The sequence below is a fragment of the Acinetobacter sp. NIPH 2100 genome, from assembly GCF_000369805.1.
Classification (GTDB): domain Bacteria; phylum Pseudomonadota; class Gammaproteobacteria; order Pseudomonadales; family Moraxellaceae; genus Acinetobacter.
The window spans coordinates 3,493,944-3,512,552 of sequence record NZ_KB850224.1; the positions used below are offsets into that span (position 1 = coordinate 3,493,944).

Annotated in this window: 16 protein-coding genes; 9 read left to right on the forward strand and 7 right to left on the reverse strand. The window is 42.3% G+C overall.

Annotated elements, in window-relative coordinates; all coding sequences use genetic code 11:
• Positions 1-66: 66 nt before the first annotated feature.
• Positions 67-795: a type 1 glutamine amidotransferase gene (locus F887_RS01945; RefSeq protein ID WP_005297157.1), complete on the reverse strand. Its 729-nt coding sequence runs from the start codon at positions 793-795 to the stop codon at positions 67-69.
• 168 nt (positions 796-963) lie between these two features.
• Here F887_RS01945 and F887_RS01940 point away from each other — a divergent pair, with 168 nt between their 5' ends.
• The 6 genes from F887_RS01940 (at position 964) to F887_RS01915 (ending at position 7,547) form a co-directional block, all read left to right on the forward strand.
• A complete protein-coding gene (locus tag F887_RS01940; protein ID WP_005297159.1) occupies positions 964-2,157 on the forward strand; it encodes a PLP-dependent transferase in 1,194 nt (397 codons plus the stop codon).
• Between the two features lie 20 nt (positions 2,158-2,177).
• A complete protein-coding gene (locus F887_RS01935; protein WP_005297161.1) occupies positions 2,178-3,728 on the forward strand; it encodes a helicase HerA-like domain-containing protein in 1,551 nt (516 codons plus the stop codon).
• 141 nt (positions 3,729-3,869) lie between these two features.
• Positions 3,870-5,081, forward strand: coding sequence for an NO-inducible flavohemoprotein (gene hmpA / locus F887_RS01930; protein WP_005297165.1), 1,212 nt, complete (start codon positions 3,870-3,872; stop codon positions 5,079-5,081).
• A 79-nt stretch (positions 5,082-5,160) separates the two neighbouring features.
• A complete protein-coding gene (locus F887_RS01925) occupies positions 5,161-5,613 on the forward strand; it encodes an RrF2 family transcriptional regulator (RefSeq protein ID WP_005297167.1) in 453 nt (150 codons plus the stop codon).
• Positions 5,614-5,696: 83 nt separating this feature from the next.
• Complete coding sequence (gene yihA, locus F887_RS01920; RefSeq protein WP_005297170.1) at positions 5,697-6,473, forward strand: ribosome biogenesis GTP-binding protein YihA/YsxC; 777 nt, start codon at positions 5,697-5,699, stop codon at positions 6,471-6,473.
• A gap of 129 nt (positions 6,474-6,602) precedes the next feature.
• Entirely contained in the window at positions 6,603-7,547 is a 945-nt protein-coding gene (locus tag F887_RS01915) for a metal-dependent hydrolase (protein WP_005297173.1), read from the forward strand.
• 61 nt (positions 7,548-7,608) lie between these two features.
• Here F887_RS01915 and F887_RS01910 read toward each other — a convergent pair whose 3' ends face one another.
• Together F887_RS01910 and F887_RS01905 are read right to left on the reverse strand one after the other, a co-directional pair.
• A complete protein-coding gene (locus F887_RS01910; protein ID WP_005297176.1) occupies positions 7,609-8,850 on the reverse strand; it encodes a dicarboxylate/amino acid:cation symporter in 1,242 nt (413 codons plus the stop codon).
• Between the two features lie 129 nt (positions 8,851-8,979).
• The gene (locus tag F887_RS01905) at positions 8,980-9,852 is read right to left on the reverse strand and encodes an acyl-CoA thioesterase (RefSeq protein ID WP_005297178.1); all 873 of its coding nucleotides are present in this window, start codon (positions 9,850-9,852) and stop codon (positions 8,980-8,982) included.
• A 298-nt stretch (positions 9,853-10,150) separates the two neighbouring features.
• On the opposite strand from F887_RS01905, the gene plsB reads away from it, so the two are divergent.
• Positions 10,151-12,697, forward strand: coding sequence for a glycerol-3-phosphate 1-O-acyltransferase PlsB (gene plsB / locus F887_RS01900; protein WP_005297180.1), 2,547 nt, complete (start codon positions 10,151-10,153; stop codon positions 12,695-12,697).
• A 188-nt stretch (positions 12,698-12,885) separates the two neighbouring features.
• Here the strand turns inward: plsB and F887_RS01895 are convergent, their stop codons facing one another.
• Complete coding sequence (locus F887_RS01895) at positions 12,886-13,866, reverse strand: putative solute-binding protein (protein ID WP_005297182.1); 981 nt, start codon at positions 13,864-13,866, stop codon at positions 12,886-12,888.
• Positions 13,867-13,991: 125 nt separating this feature from the next.
• Complete coding sequence (locus F887_RS01890) at positions 13,992-14,810, reverse strand: NAD-dependent epimerase/dehydratase family protein (protein ID WP_005297184.1); 819 nt, start codon at positions 14,808-14,810, stop codon at positions 13,992-13,994.
• Positions 14,811-14,828: 18 nt separating this feature from the next.
• Between F887_RS01890 and recG the strand changes: the two genes are divergently transcribed.
• On the forward strand, positions 14,829-16,874 hold the full coding sequence (gene recG, locus F887_RS01885; protein ID WP_005297186.1) for an ATP-dependent DNA helicase RecG: 2,046 nt from the start codon (positions 14,829-14,831) through the stop codon (positions 16,872-16,874).
• Positions 16,867-17,550: a ComF family protein gene (locus F887_RS01880; protein ID WP_005297189.1), complete on the forward strand. Its 684-nt coding sequence runs from the start codon at positions 16,867-16,869 to the stop codon at positions 17,548-17,550. The genes recG and F887_RS01880 overlap by 8 nt, the downstream gene beginning before the upstream one ends.
• Here F887_RS01880 and F887_RS01875 read toward each other — a convergent pair.
• The gene (locus F887_RS01875) at positions 17,504-17,899 is read right to left on the reverse strand and encodes an NUDIX hydrolase (protein ID WP_005297192.1); all 396 of its coding nucleotides are present in this window, start codon (positions 17,897-17,899) and stop codon (positions 17,504-17,506) included. The genes F887_RS01880 and F887_RS01875 overlap by 47 nt on opposite strands.
• Before the next feature lie 10 nt (positions 17,900-17,909).
• The gene (locus F887_RS01870) at positions 17,910-18,494 is read right to left on the reverse strand and encodes an LOG family protein (protein WP_005297193.1); all 585 of its coding nucleotides are present in this window, start codon (positions 18,492-18,494) and stop codon (positions 17,910-17,912) included.
• Positions 18,495-18,609 lie beyond the last annotated feature (115 nt).

Below are 18,609 nucleotides of genomic sequence, written 5' to 3' on the forward strand. Positions count from 1 at the left end.
GCTCATTATAACGATTGTTTAAGTCTTATGCAATTCTTCTTTTCATTTTTTAAGCAATCAATCCTGCTATGCACTCACGACATAATCGATTGCCTGATTCAGCAAGCGATTCCCCTGTTCAAATTTACTTTTCATTGTTCTTTTTAATTCAGATATCGGTTGTACATATTCACCATTAAAAACCGCCATATCCTCTTCATTCTCAATCAAGAGTGCCAAAGTCTGGGGGGTCATTTCTGGATGAAACTGAAATCCCAAAACGTTACGCCCAATCTGATACATTTGATTTCGACAGACCTTATTCTCAGCTAAGCGCACCCCACCCTTTGGGATTTCAAAGGTCTCACTATGCCATTGCAAAATATTCAGTTGCTCTGGAATCTGAAAATAATCTTCAGGTACATGAGATGCGCGCCCAACATCCATCCAGCCGAGTTCTTGATGCGGATTTCGGCTCACAGCTGCCCCCAAGGCATTGGCAATTAACTGCCCACCTAAACACAACCCAATTGCAGGCTTTCCCGCAGCCAAATACCGCCGCAACCATCTTTTTTCGAGTTTTAACCAAGGATAATTTGCCTCATCATTCACACTCATGGTGCCCCCCATAATAATCAGGAGATCAACTTCATCTACCCGTGGTAGAGCTTCCAATTCAAGTGGTAAATCGACTGGCAAAGCAAAAAATTCGGTTGCTGTAATCTTGGCTTTATGTGCCTTTAGAAAGTCATAGCAACTGCCAAAACCCTCTCCAGTAATGTGCTGAAAATAATGCACTCTTAAATGCGACTTCATGCGCTAAAACCTATTTATCGTTAGAATGATAATTAGTCTTAGCAAAAATAAAGCCAGTTTTAAGCAATTACTTTAATCTGTACCGATTCTGTACAAAAGCAGCAAAGCACTAGCAGCTTTGTTAATTTTCTCTTAACCTAACTCATTATATTAATTTGATTTTGCACTATGAAAACACACAATAAAGCACAAACCAATCTGATTCATGCACCACGACAAGCCCCTCAATATATTGAAACAGTTCAACCTCCCCTATTTCGTGCATCTACGATTATTTTTAAAAGCACAGCGCACCTTTTTGATCGTCATTGGACCGATGCTTATGATTATAGTTATGGTACACATGGCACGCCTACGACATTCACGCTAGGCGACAACATTGCCCAAATTGAAGGCGGACGTTATTGCTTGCTTGCGCCAAGCGGTTTATCTGCGATTAATCTCGTGAATAGTGCCATTTTAACTTCAGGTGATGAAGTCTGGGTCGCAGACAATATCTATGGACCCAATCTGGAGCATTTAAACAACTTGCAAGACCGTTATGGCATCACCGTTAAAATTTATAATCCAATTGATGCCAACAGCTTTCAACCAACCGAAAAAGCCAAATTGATTTGGCTCGAAGCAGCAGGTTCTGTCACCTTAGAATTCCCTGACCTTAAAAATCTGGTCAAAAAGGCACGACAAGCCAATGTACTGACTGCACTAGATAACACATGGGGTGCAGGGCTGGCCTTTAATGCTTTCGATTTCTCGGATGAGCATCTGGCAGTCGACATTACCGTACATGCACTGACCAAATATCCAAGTGGTGGTGGCGATATCTTAATGGGTTCAGTGGTTACACGTGATCAACAGCTGCACCATAAGCTGTATCGTATGCACGCAATCCAAGGGATTTCTGTTTCAGGCGATGATACTGCACAAATTCAACGCAGTTTGGCACATATGTCACTGCGCTATGAACAACAAGCACAAAGTGCACTCACCCTGTTGAATTGGTTACAACAACAGTCACAATTCAGCCAAGTACTTCATCCAAGCCTTGCAGATTCTGCAGGCCATTCATTCTGGTCAGAAACCTGCACCACAGGAAAAAGTGCAGGTTTAGTCAGCGTCATTTTCAAACCTGAATATGATCTCGCAGCAATTCGAAAGTTCTGCGATAGCTTAACGCTGTTTAAACTCGGATTTAGTTGGGGTGGCCCAGTGAGCTTAGCGATGCTCTATGATTTAAAACATATGCGAACTTTGGAAAATACACATTTACAACAAGGTTTATTGGTTCGCTTCTGTATAGGACTAGAACATCCAGAAGATTTAATTCAAGATATCCAAAACGCATTAAAACAGCTCGAATGATATTGAACAACAGGTGAAGAATGAGTACACCAATCGTTATTGCGAAAAAAACCACAGATACAACACAAGATATTGTTTTACATTCTAAATTTGCAAACCGACATGGTTTGATTGCTGGTGCAACCGGTACGGGTAAAACGGTTACCCTAAAGGTATTAGCCGAGAGCTTTTCTCGGCTTGGTGTGCCAGTATTCCTTGCAGATGCCAAAGGCGATGTCTCTAGTCTCGCCAAACCCGGTGCCAGCAACCCCAAATTTGATGAACGCCTGAAAAGCTTGCAATTAGACGCGATCCCTTTTGCCGCTTCACCGGTTATTTTCTGGGATCTATTTGGTCAGCAAGGCCATCCCATTCGTACCACAATCTCAGAAATCGGCCCTCTGTTACTGGCACAAATGCTGAATCTGAATGACACGCAAGAAGGTGTACTTTCAGCCGTGTTCCGTGTTGCAGATGACCAGGGTTTACTGCTGATCGATTTTAAAGATCTGAAAGCAATGCTGACCTATGTCAGTGAAAATGCGGCTGAACTAAAAGCTGAATATGGCAACCTTTCTCCAGCGAGTCTTGGAGCAATTCAACGTAATTTACTGGCTTTGGGCGATCAAGGCGGTGAGCAATTCTTTGGTGAGCCAAGCCTGAATATCCTCGATTTTATTCAGACCGACACCAATGGTCATGGCTATATCAACATCTTGGCTGCTGACAAGCTGATGAACACCCCGAAGCTTTATGCAACGTTCTTACTGTGGATGATGTCAGAACTGTTTGAACAGTTGCCTGAAGTAGGTGATATGGATAAACCGAAGTTAGTATTCTTCTTCGATGAGGCGCATTTACTGTTTGACAATGCCAGCCCTGCTTTACAACAAAAGATTGAACAAGTAGTACGCTTGATTCGATCTAAAGGTGTGGGAATTTACTTCATCACTCAAAATCCACTGGATTTGCCAGAAAGTGTATTAGGTCAACTCGGTAACCGTGTACAACATGCTTTGCGCGCCTTTACACCTAAAGATCAAAAGGCAGTTAAAACCGCAGCAGATACTTTCCGCGCCAATCCAGACTTTAAAGTCGACCAAGCCATTACCGAACTTGCGGTCGGTGAAGCCTTGATCAGCTGTCTAGATGAACAAGGAACACCCCAAATCGTGGAACGTGGCTGGGTCATGCCTCCTTACTCCTCCTTTACCCCGATTACTCCCGAAGAACGCCAAGTGATTATTGGGCAAAGTATTGTGGCAGGTGTATACGATCAGGCCGTTGATCGTGACAGTGCCTATGAAATGCTGCAAAAGAAAGTACTACAACAATCTCAAGCGAAAGAAGCTGATCAGCTTGCAAAACAGCAAGATAAAGAACAGGAAGCACTGGCAAAACAGCAGGCCAAAGAGCAAGAACGTTTTGCTCGCGAACAGCAAAAAGCTGCAGAAAAGTCACAGCGTGATCGTGAGAAACTCACTCAAGATATCGTAGGTACTTTTGCCAAAAGTGCAGCGCGTAGTTTAGGTGGCTCTACTGGACAGAAAATTGTCCGTGGCTTACTGGGTTCATTATTCGGCAAAAAATAAAACCATACTTACTTGTAAATTAAGGGATAATTTATTATCCCTTAATTTTTTTATGGCTTTTATTTAAATATGCATTGCAAATACACCTTATAAGATGTATTTTAAATACATCTTATAAATGATAGCCAAGAGAGATCAAGCATGACTCCACAGCAAATTGACCTAGTAAAAGCCACTGTTCCTGTATTACGTGAAAATGGCGTTGCACTGACTGGATACTTTTATAACCGTATGTTGGGTAATCATCCGGAATTAAAAGAAACCTTTAACATGGGTCATCAACGTAGTGGTGCGCAGGCCCAAGCGCTAGCGGGCGCAGTTCTGGCTTATGCAGAAAATATCGAAGATCCTTCTGTGCTTTTACCTGTGGTTGAAATGATTGCGCATAAGCATGTCAGTTTAAATATTCAATCACCTGACTACGGCATTGTTGGTGAAAACCTCCTCCACTCGATTAGTGAAGTCCTGAACATTTCAATGGAAGACCCATTGATTGGTGCATGGGCTGCCGCTTATGGTCAATTGGCGGACCTATTTATCAGCACTGAAAAAGCCATTTATGATCAACACCAACAAACTCAAGGGAGTTGGCTAGGTTGGCGTAATTTCAAAATTGCCAAGAAGGTTGTAGAAAGTGATGAGATTAGCTCGTTCTACCTTGCACCTGTAGATGGTGGCACATTGCCAAAATATGAAGCGGGTCAATATATTTCCGTCCGTGTGTTTGTACCCGAGTTGAATTTAAGACAACCTCGTCAATACACACTTTCGACCAGCCCACAGGCAGATTATTTACGCATCTCAGTTAAACGTGAAGATGAAAAAGGCGAGCTCGCTGGTGGCTGGGTATCTAGTACTTTACACGGTTTAGCTGAAGGTTCAGAAATTGAAGTGTCTGCGCCAACAGGGAATTTCTATCTGATCAATAGCACTAAACGTAATGTATTTATTAGTGGCGGTGTTGGATTAACACCAATGATTGCCATGCTGAATCAGTTAGTGACTTTGGATATGCCACAACCCGTCAACTTTATTCATGCCTGCCGCAGTAGCCAAGTGCATGCCATGAAGCAACATATTCAAGACGTCAAAACTAAATATCCACGCTTAAGTACATTCACTGCTTATGAGTTTCCACATGCAGATGATGTTCTTGGTGAAGATTATGATGCAGCGGGCCGTCTTGATTTAAGTCTTGTAGATACTGCGTTATTACCGAGCAATGCCGATTATTATTTATGTGGTCCAATGCCATTTATGGCAGAACAGCATAAAGCCTTAGTTGCTCGCGGTATTCCTGCTACAAATATTCACAGTGAAGCCTTTGGCACAGGTGGCGTTAAACTCAGCTAATCCATGCTACATTTTGCATAGGGCTAGTCTATGTTAGACTAGCCCTTTCTATTTCTTGCACTAGATTGAGTGAAACCACATGCAACTCAATAAGTTTACTGATTATGCACTCAGAATTCTGATGTATGTCGCTCGTCCGAGTGATGTACCTTATACGATTGCAGATATCGCAGAAGACTTGCATGTATCGCAAAATCACTTGGTAAAAGTCGTTCACTTCATGGGTAAACAACACTGGATTGTCACCATTCGTGGTAAAGGCGGTGGCCTGCGCCTTAATCCGGAAGCCAAGAATCTGAAATTAGGTGCAATTGTTCGAACCTTACAAGGCAATCATCAAATAGTTGAGTGTAATACTCCACCTTGTGTACTCCGCGCCAACTGCGGGCTGAAAGGAATTTTAGACCAAGCGTTAGAATGCTTTTATCAAAGCCTTGATCAATATACGCTAGGTGAAGTGATCCAGCACGGCATTCTCCCCTCTTCGACACGCTCGAATATCGATTTTTTAGAACTGATTCAGAAAGCTTAAGCTTTGCAACAGATGAGGATTCGCACGAACGGCTCACATCCTTTATAATAGTCGTTGCTATTCCTATTCAAAAGTAAGCTTCTATGCGCCGCAGTGAAAAATCGAAAGACACCAAAGCCAAACTCGCACCTAAACAAAAAATCAGTTATGAAAAAAAGGCTGACCCTGCATTAACTGAGTATGCAGTACAGTCTTTAACTTGGTTACGCCAAGCTGAATTTTTGATGAGTGCGCCAAAACTGGCTTTATGCGTAGAAGATACAGGCTATGAAATTGCATTTGCAGGTCGTTCTAATGCGGGTAAATCAAGTGCAATCAATGCATTAACCAATCAAAAACAACTTGCACGCGCCTCAAAAAGACCGGGCCGTACCCAAATGATCAACTTTTTCAGCTTGGGTAATCCAGATCAACGCTTGGTCGACTTACCTGGTTATGGTTATGCAGCTGTGCCTGAAGCGATGAAAATCGTGTGGCAGAAAGAACTGGAAAATTACCTGATCCATCGCAAAAGCTTACAAGGCCTGGTGTTATTGATGGACATTCGTCATCCTTTACAACACTTTGACTTGATGATGTTGGAATGGGCACATTCACGTCATTTATTTGTACATATCCTGCTGACCAAGGCAGATAAGTTGAACCGTGGTCCAGCCAACGAAGTTTTATTCGATGTAAAACAGCAATTGAAGAAAATCAAACTCGATTTCTCGATTCAACTGTTCTCATCACTCAATCGTATTGGCCTAGAAGAACTGGCAACTGTCATGGCTGGCCGTTTGAATTACACCCTTGATCAACCGACGGAATTTGACCTTAGCCAAATCCCTGAAGCATCAGAAACCGACATTCAAGAATAAAAAGTGCATTTTATGCATCAAGTTGCATAAAATAATTTTTAATTGTCCCGAATTGCTAAACACAAACACTAGGTAGTTTTCATATACTGCTTAGTGTTGGTTCATTGCACTATCGATTAGGACTAAACGATGAAATTACTATCATTTGTGAAGAACAAAGTTCTTGGTTCTTCGATTGACTATAAAATCCTCCCACGCAAAGTAAAATTTGACTGGGAAAATACGCCAGTGGATTGGATTCCAAACCAGCCTTTTGCCAGCTATTTTATTAATGAAATTAACAATATTTTACCTGCTGGTGAGTTTTGGTTTTGCCGTTTATATAACAAAGTCCTTCCAGAAATTACCGATGAAAAATTAAAGCAAGACGTTCAAGCCTTTATTCGTCAGGAAGCAATGCATGCCGTTGCCCATACCTCAGCCAATAAAGAATATTTGACGCAACGCAATATTGATATTCAGCGTAACCTCGACATCATGGATTTTTTATTTACCAAGGTTTTGGCAGACAAACCTTTTGATAAAGAAATTCCGAAAGCACTCGAGCATCAGTGGGATTTATTCCGCTTAGGTGTGATTGCAACTGTTGAGCACATGACCTGTGTACTGGGCAAATATGCACTGTACAACAAGCGTTGGGAAGAACTTGGCGCAGATCCAGAAATGATCGATCTGATTAAATGGCATGGCTCGGAAGAAATTGAGCACCGTACCGTTGCATTTGACCTCTATCGTCATTTGGGTGGTGGTTATATCGCACGTTACTACATGAGTGTTGCGGTCATTATCGGTGTACTCGGTTTATGGGTAGATGGCGCAGCACATATCATGAGCCAAGATCCTCGTTTTGCGGACAAGAAACCAAGCTTATTTAAACCGTGGATCTGGATCGAATGGTCGAAGATCGCATTAAAAGACGCTAAAATCTTGCCAGGTCCTGCATGGTTGATTGCACAACAGATTGATTACCTGATGCCGTGGTATGACCCTCTCAAAGAAGGCAATACACAAGATGCAGTGAATTATTTGAATAATTCTCCAGCGGCAAAACGTGCCTTACAACCCGCAGCATAAACATGCTTTTATAGAATAAAAAAAGCAGGAGTCATCTCCTGCTTTTTTGCATCCAAGACAATCAACTTGATTCAGCTTCTGCCTGTTTTGCGTAGCGATCAACCACCACACTAATCATCATATCGCCCTGTACATTGACCACAGTACGAACTGTATCCAACACACGGTCAATCGGTAGTAAAATCGCAATTGCCTCCGCAGGCAAACCAACGGACTGTAACACCATAATCATAGTCACCATACCCGCACTCGGAATCCCCGGTGCACCCAATGAAGCAATCATGGCAGTTAAACAGACAATAATCTGCTGGGTTAAACTCAAATCCAAACCCATCAGGTTTGCAATAAATAAGGCCGCAGCAGCCTCATATAAAGCCGTACCATCCATATTCAGCTGTGTACCTAAAGGAATCACAAAACCTGCGGTTTGCGGTCTCACACCCAAATTTTCTTGTGCACACTTCATACTCAGCGGCATGGTCGCTGAACTTGAGCTGGTGGCAAATGCCGTGACCAAGGCCGTTCTCGCCCCTCGAAAGAAGGTGATGGGGTCCATACGCCCAAAAATCCACAACAAAGCAGGTAGCACCACCACGCCATGGAAAATGGTTGTCCCTGTTACCACCGCAGCAAACTCAACCAAACGACTGAGCACCGAGAGATCTTCTGTGGCGATTAACTTAGCCAATAAAGCAAAAATACCAATTGGCGCAAGCTTCATCACCCAGCCCACTAACATCATCATGATGTCAAAGAATTGCTGGCTGATATTGCGAACTAAGGCAAAACGCTCCCCACCCTTGACCAAAGCCACGCCAAGAAATAAGGCAAATACCACCACAGCAAGAACATTGCCCTCGCTGAATGCCTTAAATGGATTAATTAAAGTGTTTTGAATAAAAGTGGTGACAAAACTTGATGGTGTTAAGGTATCTGGGGTTTGGTGGTTGTCCATTGCAGCTTGAAACAGCTGGATATCCACCCCTTTGCCCACATCAAACAGATGCGCACAGCTAATCCCCAAAATAAGTGCCAAAGTAGTGGTGGTCAAACAGCTCAGTGCGGTAATTTTCCAGACACGTCCAAACTGCCCGCCTGCCTGTAAGTTGGAAACACCGACCACAATCGAACTAAAAATTAATGGGATCAGTAACATTTTCAACAAACCAATGAAAACACTACTTAGGATGCCTAGCCCGTAAAGACTATATTCAACAAATGCAGTTTGCGGATAGGCTATCAATAGAAAACCAAAGGCCACGCCAAGCACTGCTGCAATTAAAATTTGTGTATTTAAATTCATTGTTTAATGGGTAAACATTTAACTTATCGGTACTATGGCATGCTCATGTTGAAGAATCGAGCAATTTTTTGTCACATCCTTATGATAAAAAAAGCCATCATAATGATGGCTTTAGTACTGCTTTATTTTTTACTGGGTTTCGATTTCTCTGAGCCGAATCAAACCTTCTTGGACGGTACTACAGACTAATTGTCCATTTTGCCACATCCGCCCAAAGTTCAAGCCACGTGAGCTGGCACTAATTGTTGCTTCCATGTCGTACAGCATCCATTCATCCGCACGTAATGGACGATGGAAATAAATGGTGTGATCAATACTGGCACATTGTAAATTTGGCGAAATCCATGACAAACCATGTGGACGTAAAGCCGTCGTCATCAAGGTAAAGTCTGAATAGAACGCCACAATCGCCTGATGTAATGAAATCTCATCAATATTTTGCGGGATTTGATCATGCGTACGAATGTAGTGCGCATAAAATGGCGCTTCAGGCTGGGGTTGAAACGGATTAATCAATTGTGTTGGTCTGATTTCCACATGACGTTCACGCATAAAACTGGCACGTACATTTTCAGGCACAAAATTAATCAGGCTTTCTTTCAGCTCGTTCTCAGACTTTAATGTGTCTGGTTCAGGATATTCGGGCTCTTTATGTTGATAGTTCAGGCCTTCTTCTGGGTTGGCAAAAGAGACCATGGCAGAAAAAATAGTACGACCATGCTGAATCGCACGCACCTGTCGACTGGCGAAGCTCTTGCCATCTCTGAGTGGATCAACTTCATAAATGATCGGTGCATTGACATCACCGCCATACAGGAAATAGGCATGTAAAGAGTGTGCTGGACGATCTGTAGTGTACGATGCCGCTCTCAAGGCTTGTCCAAGAACCTGCCCACCGAATACTCGCTTGCCTACCAAATTGCGGCTATTGCCCCGAAAAATATGCTCTTCAAGCTTTTCCAGAGTCAACAGTTCTACCAATTCTTGAGTTAACGCATTCATGTAATAGCCTTCCAACATCAATGAGGAGAGATCAACCAATCCTTTCAGGGTTGATAATTTTGATTGTGCCACAAATTCAAATGACAATGGTCAGGATAAAATGATTCATCCGTCACGATAATGATGTATTGATTATCTTAATATGTATTTATAGCGGCTAAAAATACGATTTTTAACGATAAAATCTACCAAATACGCTATATTTTGTCAGAAAATAACATACCGTTTCATGTAAGAATATCGCAGAATGTCGTGTTCATCATGACTCGATGTCAGGATTATTATTTAGGAGTTTGTAATGTCCAAGACTGGATTTGGTCAAATGTATCGCCAACTTTCGAGTAAGTTACTTGACCTTGTGGTAACCCCACATGTTCTTGGTGAAGTTCCTACAGAATCCACCACTACAGAGCCAAACACAACCGATTCAAATAAGTTAGTTTGCTATGTTTTACAAAATTATTCGCGTAGTAATGCCTTGGTTGTTGATGGTGAAACCCGCCGTCTCAATTTAAAACCAGCATTAGATCCCTTGAGTTTTGGGAGCTATCAAGAAAAAAATTCAGTCTTGTTTTTACATCATAACGAAAATAATTTTTTTAATACCCAAACATTCCCCCCTCGCCTGTTACAACTGGTCGAAGCCTTAGAACAAAATGCAGATACCGATATTCAATTGGTCCCTGTGACTGTACTTTGGGGACGTTCACCCGATAAAGAAGATTCTTGGCTCAAATTATTATTCTCAGACACTTGGGCAACACCAGGTACAGTCAAACAACTGATGAATATTGGTTTGCATGGTCGCCAGTCTTATTTAGAGTTTCATGAACCGCAATCTTTGCGCGAGTTGGTAGATTATGCCAAGAGCAACCACCCAAATATTTCGCCAGCAACCTATATTGCCAGTTCTTTAGATACCTATTTAGATCAGCAACGTGAAGTAGTACTTGGTCCTGACTTGTCAGACCGTCGCAATGTGATGCAATCGGTGGTTAAGTCCGCTGAGGTACAAGATGCCATTCGTCGTGAAAGCATTCAGCATAAAATCAGTATGCTCGAAGCTGAGCGTCGTGCCATTGGTTATGTCAATGAAATCGTGTCTGACTATTCAGCATCTGCGGTACGTTTTGCCGATATGGCTTTAACCCGTTTATGGACACAGCTTTATGACGGTGTAGAAGTCCATAATTTCAGTACTGTACGTGAGCTGGCAAAAGACTATGAAATCGTTTATACCCCTTGTCATCGCAGTCACATTGACTATTTATTATTGTCCTATGTGATTTATAAACGTGGCTTGATGATTCCATATATTGCCGCTGGTGATAACCTTAACCTTCCATTCGTTGGTCAGTTATTACGTGGTGGTGGCGCATTCTTTATTCGTCGTTCTTTCCGCGGAAATGCACTTTATACTTCCGTATTTAAAGAATATTTGTATAGTATTTTATCGCGCAATACGCCTATCGAATACTTTATTGAAGGTGGTCGTTCACGTACAGGTCGTTTATTACCACCTAAAACCGGTATGTTGGCGATGACCATTCAAGGTCATTTACGCGGTCCAGCAAAACCAATCGTCTTTGTACCCACCTATATTGGTTATGAGCGTTTGATGGAAGGCTCTACCTATGTGGGTGAAATGCAAGGCCAACCCAAAGAAGCGGAGTCCATTTTTGGTATCGTAAAAACCTTACGTAAAATTGAACGTATCTTCGGTAAAGTGCATGTCAACTTTGGTGAGCCTGTATTCCTGAATGATATTTTGAAACAACAGGGCGCTGAAAATATTCAAGCGGATACTGCAAGCACCACAGAAATCTCCAATGTCGTTGCAAGCTCAGCCAATCTGATTTTAGAAAATATCAACCGTGCTGTGGTGATCAACCCAGTGTCATTGCTTTCTTTAATTTTATTGGCAACACCAAAACACACTTTAGATGAAGAAATTTGCGCGAAGCAACTCGACATTTACCGCGATTTGGCAACGCAACGACCATATGATGAGCGCACACAAGTCACGTCATTGTCAGGCAAAGAGATTATTGCTTACGGCCTTAAGCTCAAGCTCATCAAACGTGTACAACATGTGTTAGGCGATATTATTGCGATTGAAGATAATCAAGCTGTATTACTGACCTATTTCCGCAACAATATTTTGCACGCCTTTGTTTTACCATCGTTAGTGGCTTCTTTGGTTGAGCACAATGGTAAAATTCATAAGAATGATTTAAGCAACGTGATCCGTACTTTGTACCCGTTCTTAAAAGCTGAGTTATTTATGAAATGGCAACCTGCTGAATTGCAAAAGCAGATTGATAATTATATTGATGCTTTGGTTCAAATTGGTTTGATTTTCCAAGATCATGACGGCAATTTATTCAGCCCGACACCAAACAGCGAAGAGCATCAAAAGCTAGTCACTTTAGCGCTGCCAGTAAAGCAGAGTTTAGAACGCTACTACATGACGCTTGCACTGATTACTCAGCGTGGTTCAGGCAATATTTCAACCAAACAAGTTGAAGAGCTTAGTCACCTGTTAGGTCAACGCTTATCGGTGTTGTATGAGTTCAACTCACCAGAGTTCTTCGATAAAGCGTTATTCCAAAGCTTTATTAAAGTACTGACTCAGCAAAATTATATTCGTAATAATGAGCAAGGTTTCATTGAATATGATGATAACTTTAGTGAAATGGCGGCAGGTGCACAGCTGGTCTTAGACGAGACCACGCTCCAAATGTTGCAGCACATCACCACATTTAGCGATGAAGAGTTAGCAGAAGCATTAGAGGCTATGGCGTCTCAACAAGCCAAGCGCCGCTTAAAACGCAAGAAAGCTTAAGCATAGAAAATAAATCCTCCCAAACCCTCCTTTTTCAAAGGAGGGAGTTTCAGACATCTAAAATTCTCTTAGATTCCCAATATTCCCCTCTTTTTTAAAGAGGGGTTAGGGGAGATTTTAAATCAGTCATCACAAAATTATGATTCACTGATTAATATTACAACTTCGGTTGCCTTTTTCTTTCATGATTATCTGCGGCACTCTAAATATTTTGGATCATCCAAACATCTTAAGCGTTTGATCAACTCGACAAAATAAGCATCGTAATAGCCCGAATCGACATAACGATTTCGAATCTTGGCAACCATCGCTTCATAGCCTTGCTTTTCAAAGTTTGATACATCAGCCCAATAATAAGCTGGTAAATGATTTTCCCACTGCATCGCTTGTGCAGCCAAAATATGACTATTATTGACAAACCAAGCTCTAATCTTATGTCCAAAACCTGCAGGATACGCTTGCGGACGAATCACCACATTTACAGCAAAATAAGCGACAGGAAAATTGACCACTTGAGTCGACTCACCAAACTCTTTTTTTAAGTTATAAGGCAGTACGCCATAAGCAGGTGCAGCCAAAATATCAATTTTCTTCTGCTTAAACGATTCAATCGCATTGGCAAAATCAATATAAATTGGTTTTGCTCCGACACTTTGCACCAAAGCCTGTTGCGGTGGATTATCTGCGAGTATCCCGATTGTTTTATTCTTTAACTGAGAGACTTTGCTGATTTGCTGAGTATTCATGATCATATATGCGGTGCCAATAGGAATCATCCCAACCACTTCATAATTGCTGCTGATCATTCGTTTTTCGATATTTGAATTATTCAGCAGTTGCAGAAACACCCGCGCAATACGATTATTGGGAATCAGACCAATCCCCCCCGTTGTTCCCATAAAACGGTTATAACGATAGGTATTAAAATTGGATGCTACCAAGCCCGAACATTTACGCTGATCAAATGCTTGTATCGCCTCACTTTCATTCTTAAATGTTTGTAGTTTTAACTGAACTTGATTCTGCAATGCATACAGACGAATGTCTTGCAAACGACGACTAATATCACCCTGAGTACTTAAAGGATCAAACACGCACCATGTCTGCTCAACAGCCCAACTCGCTGTCGTGATCAATCCCAGTAAGATCATGCAAATTATTTTTCTCATGTATCACCTTTACGCCTCGCCGCAAACCATGTGCTCAATTCAGGCGGTTCCTTTACGGAATCTGTTCGTATTTTAGATTCAAAATACATACCAACTATTTAAACTTTCTTTACAGTGTAATCTAATTATTTTTCATTACTATGTACCAACAAGGCTGCTGCATAGTCATTAAAGCAAATCAAATGGTCAAATTGAAAGCCTGTGTCACCCAAGCGTGTGGCGTAGATTTGCTTACCCGTGTGTTGCTCTGACAATAGTTTTAAATGCGGTAAATTTAATTGCTGCTGAAACCACAACAGAATTTCATGCATCGGTAAAGGCGTATTATTGGTGATGAGATAACTCTTTTCCACTTTAGATAAATTAACTAATCGTGCCAAAAACTTTGCTAAATCATCAATATGAATACGATTACTAAAATGAATCGCTGGATATGTTGCTGTTTGTTCGGCCAGCTTGGTTAACCGTACAATCGATGTACCATAAATTCCTGTAGGACGAACAATAACACTCTGCTTTGGATAATGCGCCTGCCAAAGTAACTCCATCTTCCGCAGGATCTGCCCTTGCTCATCAGCAGGCTGTATCGGCGATTCATCATCAATTCGCTCTCCTGCATTTTCACCATAAACACGGGTAGACGAAACTATAATGATGCGTTGTACAGGATGCGCTTTGAGTGCGTGTACAATTGGCTCAACGCTATCCAAATAGGTCTGTTGATATGCCTCAATACCACTTTGTGCAGGTGCAAGTAATACATATACCATCTCAACAGGCGGTAGCACAGTTAAATCAAGTTGCTGGATGTCCTGAGTATAATGCGTCGCGTAACAATCTGTTTTTTCACTGCGACTAATTGTGCTAATGTGGTGACCTTGCTCAAATAAGTGTTTAGCGACACGCTGAGATGTTTTACCATAACCAATAAATAAAATATGCATACACACCTTTGAGCAGAGATGACATCAGTTCAGCAATTACAAGGCGTTGGTGCTGCCGCAGCGACCCTATTAGAAAAGCTTCATATTTTTAGCACGGATGATTTGTTATTCCATCTTCCCCGTGACTATGAAGATCGTAGCACTATTATTCCAATGAATCAGCTGATCGTTGGACGAAGTTATTTACTCGAAGGTGAAGTACGGTCTGTGGATTTCCCGCCTGGGAAAAAGAAATCTCTTGCCGCCTTAGTGCAAGACGATTTTGGCAAAGTGACTTTGCGCTTTTACCACATTTATAAGGGACTGACTGATCGCATCAAGATAGGGCAACAACTGCGAATTTTTGGTGAAGTTCGAGTGGGTGCACGTGGTTTAGAGCTTTATCATCCTGAAATTCAAGTGATCCAGCAACACACGCCTTTACCCAAAACGCAACTTACTGCGATTTACCCGAGTACCGAGGGTCTGACCCAACCCAAGCTACGCGAATATGTGCGCCAAGCCTTGCAGCATCATAGTGATGACTTACCTGAATTACTGCCTAGTAAGTACAGCAATGGTTATGAGCTTAAACAAGCCTTGCATTACATTCATGAACCGCCGACTGATGCCAACATGCTACAGCTCAATCAAGGTTCTCATCCAGCGCAACAACGTCTGATTTTTGAAGAACTGGTCGCACATCAAATTAGTTTATTAACACGTCGTGCTTATATTCGCCAGATTGCTGCGCCACGCTTTAGCAGCAGTAAAGTACTCGTGAAGAAGCTATTAGAAGGCTTGCCTTTCCAAATGACCAACGCACAAAAGCGTGTATCCAAAGAAATCTTGCAGGATCTTAAACAAGATCAACCGATGTTACGCTTGGTACAAGGCGATGTAGGCGCTGGTAAAACCTTAGTGGCCGCAGTTGCGGCTTGTCACGCCCTAGAGGCAGATTGGCAAGTGGCACTTATGGCACCAACTGAAATTTTAGCTGAACAGCATTATTTAAACTTTAAACGTTGGTTTGAGCCTTTGGGCATTCAGGTTGCATGGCTTTCTGGCAAACAAAAAGGTAAAGCCAGAACTCTAGCGGAACAACAAATCAAAGAAGGTCATGCTCAACTGATTGTAGGTACCCATGCGCTATTTCAAGATACGGTTGGATTTTCCAAACTAGGCTTGGTCATTATTGACGAACAACACCGTTTCGGGGTCGATCAACGCCTTGCTTTACGCAACAAAGGGGCTGATCAATTTACCCCGCATCAATTGGTGATGACGGCAACCCCTATTCCTCGTACTTTAGCCATGAGTGCCTATGGTGATTTGGATACTTCTATTATTGATGAGTTGCCGCCTGGACGAACGCCAATTCAGACGGTAACAATCCCACTTGAGCGTCGTGAACAGGTACTGCAACGTATTGCCAGCAACTGCCGCGAAGGCAAGCAAGCCTATTGGGTGTGTACCTTAGTGGAACAATCCGAAACGCTGGATGCACAAGCTGCAGAAGCTACGTACCAAGAGATTAAAGATCGCTTTCCAGACATCAATATTGGTCTGGTACATGGCAAGATGAAAGCAGATGAGAAACAAGCCGTCATGCAAGCGTTTAAGGACAATCAATCACAGCTTTTGATTGCCACCACGGTGATTGAAGTTGGAGTCGATGTACCGAATGCGTCTATTATGGTGATTGAAAATGCGGAACGTTTAGGATTATCGCAACTGCATCAGCTTCGTGGTCGTGTGGGTCGTGGTGCCACCGCCAGTTTCTGTGCCTTACTCTATAAAACACCTTTATCACAAAATGGTCAGGAACGCCTTTCGATTCTCCGTGAAAGTAATGATGGTTTCATCATTGCAGAAAAAGATTTAGAAATACGTGGTCCTGGCGAGTTGTTAGGTACCAAGCAAACGGGGGATATGGGCTTCCGTGTCGCACGCTTAGAACGCGATGATCATTTACTCACACAAGCGCATTACGTCGCTGAACAAATTTTAAAAGACTATCCACAACATGCGGAAGGATTATTAAAACGCTGGCTGCCTGAAGCACCAAGATATGCCTATGTTTAAACGACTTGGCACATCAGCACAGCAGCTGTTTGATTATTTTACGCCTTGCAGTCTCTGTGACATCGGCATGAAACGGCAGTTCGGCCTTTGTCACAGTTGTTGGCAACAACTACCGTGGCTGAAACAAGGCATCGAACGCAATCAGCAACACGTCTTCGTCGCCTGTCATTATCAATACCCGATTGACCGTATTATTCAACAATTCAAATATGAGCAAAAACTGCATCATCAAAGGCTATTAAATGGCTTGTTACTGCAGCTCAAACTTCCTAAAGTGCATGCGATTGTACCTATGCCCATTTCGGTTGATCGTCTAACCGAACGTGGTTTTAATCAGGCCCTGCTTTTGGCCAAATCACTCAGCACACACTTAAATGTTCCGGTGTGGCAACCTGTACAACGCTTGGCACAGCATTCACAAAAAGGCCTGTCACGTTTGGAACGGCTTGAAGATATAGAACAACAATTTGTCGCTGCACCACCCAACCCGATTCGTTACCGCAAAGTGTTAATTGTCGATGATGTACTCACGACTGGCAGTTCAATTACGGCACTATCCAAAGTCTTGGAACAACTCGGCTGCCAACAAATCTACAGTGTCTGCGTAGCAGCCGCACAAAATCCATCAATCAATTCATTCGATTTTGCTGACACCACGGAATCACAACCTCTTTAGTCAACGGGGCTAATAAAGTGGATTGATCATCGAGTTCAATCCATTTCATTTCCGCAATTTCCGCTGCAATTTGTGGCGTCTGTTTTAGTTCAACCGCATAGACATAACTCACCAAGACATGATCAGGTTCATTCGCGGCAGCAGTCTCAAACTGACCAATGAATTGCGTCAGCTCACATTCACAGCCAATTTCTTCCAAAATTTCACGTTGCATCGTGACTTCAGGCGCTTCGTCAACTTCGAGCTTGCCACCCACTTGCATAAATGCCTGCGTATTTTGCTTACGTACTAACAGCAATTGGTTTTTTTTATTTAAAATGACGGCAGCTGCCACAGTGATGGTTTTCACGAATTGATCCTTAAGCTTGAATTTCAGCGGTCGACATCCACTTCGGTGTCACTGGTTGATAGGCCGAAAATGCGGCCAGAATATCATTAATTTGCTCAGTTACGATTAAGCGATCCACAAAACGTTCCTGACTAAAACCGCGCTCAACCGAAGTTTGAAGCATCTTAATCAAGTCATCATAAAAACCATCAATATTTAAAAATGCACAAGGTTTTTGATGAATCCCCAGCTGGCTCCAGGTCCATTGTTCAAAAATTTCTTCCAAGGTTCCCGCCCCACCCGGCAATGCCACAAAAGCATCAGATAGATCAGCCATTTTAGTTTTACGTTCATGCATATTATTCACAATATGCAATTCAGTTAAACCAGTGTGAGCCAGCTCTCGATCAACCAAAGCACTTGGAATGACCCCAATCACTCGTCCACCCGCCCGCAAGGCACTATCCGCCACCACACCCATTAGCCCCGAACGACCACCACCATACACCAAGGTTTTACCCTGTGCTGCAATTGCCTGACCTGTTGCCTGCGCCATTTGCTGATAAATGGGATCATTACCGAAAGAAGAACCACAGAAAACACATATAGAATTCATACAATTAAAACCGTTTTATATAACTGTCATGCTGATAAAGTAGGCTATGTAACAAGATTTTTGAGAAAATAGCGTTTAGGCAAGTGTTTTTCGTTTCATCCTTGTCTAAAATACA

Bases quoted from the DNA above. Each gene is read 5' to 3' on its own strand.
- F887_RS01925 (WP_005297167.1), top strand. From the start codon at position 5,161: ATGCAACTCAATAAGTTTACTGATTATGCACTCAGAATTCTGATGTAT.
- hmpA (WP_005297165.1), top strand. From the start codon at position 3,870: ATGACTCCACAGCAAATTGACCTAGTAAAAGCCACTGTTCCTGTATTA.
- F887_RS01915 (WP_005297173.1), top strand. From the start codon at position 6,603: ATGAAATTACTATCATTTGTGAAGAACAAAGTTCTTGGTTCTTCGATT.
- recG (WP_005297186.1), top strand. From the start codon at position 14,829: ATGACATCAGTTCAGCAATTACAAGGCGTTGGTGCTGCCGCAGCGACC.
- F887_RS01945 (WP_005297157.1), bottom strand. From the start codon at position 795: ATGAAGTCGCATTTAAGAGTGCATTATTTTCAGCACATTACTGGAGAG.
- F887_RS01905 (WP_005297178.1), bottom strand. From the start codon at position 9,852: ATGAATGCGTTAACTCAAGAATTGGTAGAACTGTTGACTCTGGAAAAG.
- F887_RS01910 (WP_005297176.1), bottom strand. From the start codon at position 8,850: ATGAATTTAAATACACAAATTTTAATTGCAGCAGTGCTTGGCGTGGCC.
- F887_RS01935 (WP_005297161.1), top strand. From the start codon at position 2,178: ATGAGTACACCAATCGTTATTGCGAAAAAAACCACAGATACAACACAA.
- F887_RS01890 (WP_005297184.1), bottom strand. From the start codon at position 14,810: ATGCATATTTTATTTATTGGTTATGGTAAAACATCTCAGCGTGTCGCT.
- F887_RS01880 (WP_005297189.1), top strand. From the start codon at position 16,867: ATGTTTAAACGACTTGGCACATCAGCACAGCAGCTGTTTGATTATTTT.
- yihA (WP_005297170.1), top strand. From the start codon at position 5,697: ATGCGCCGCAGTGAAAAATCGAAAGACACCAAAGCCAAACTCGCACCT.
- F887_RS01940 (WP_005297159.1), top strand. From the start codon at position 964: ATGAAAACACACAATAAAGCACAAACCAATCTGATTCATGCACCACGA.
- plsB (WP_005297180.1), top strand. From the start codon at position 10,151: ATGTCCAAGACTGGATTTGGTCAAATGTATCGCCAACTTTCGAGTAAG.
- F887_RS01895 (WP_005297182.1), bottom strand. From the start codon at position 13,866: ATGAGAAAAATAATTTGCATGATCTTACTGGGATTGATCACGACAGCG.
- F887_RS01870 (WP_005297193.1), bottom strand. From the start codon at position 18,494: ATGAATTCTATATGTGTTTTCTGTGGTTCTTCTTTCGGTAATGATCCC.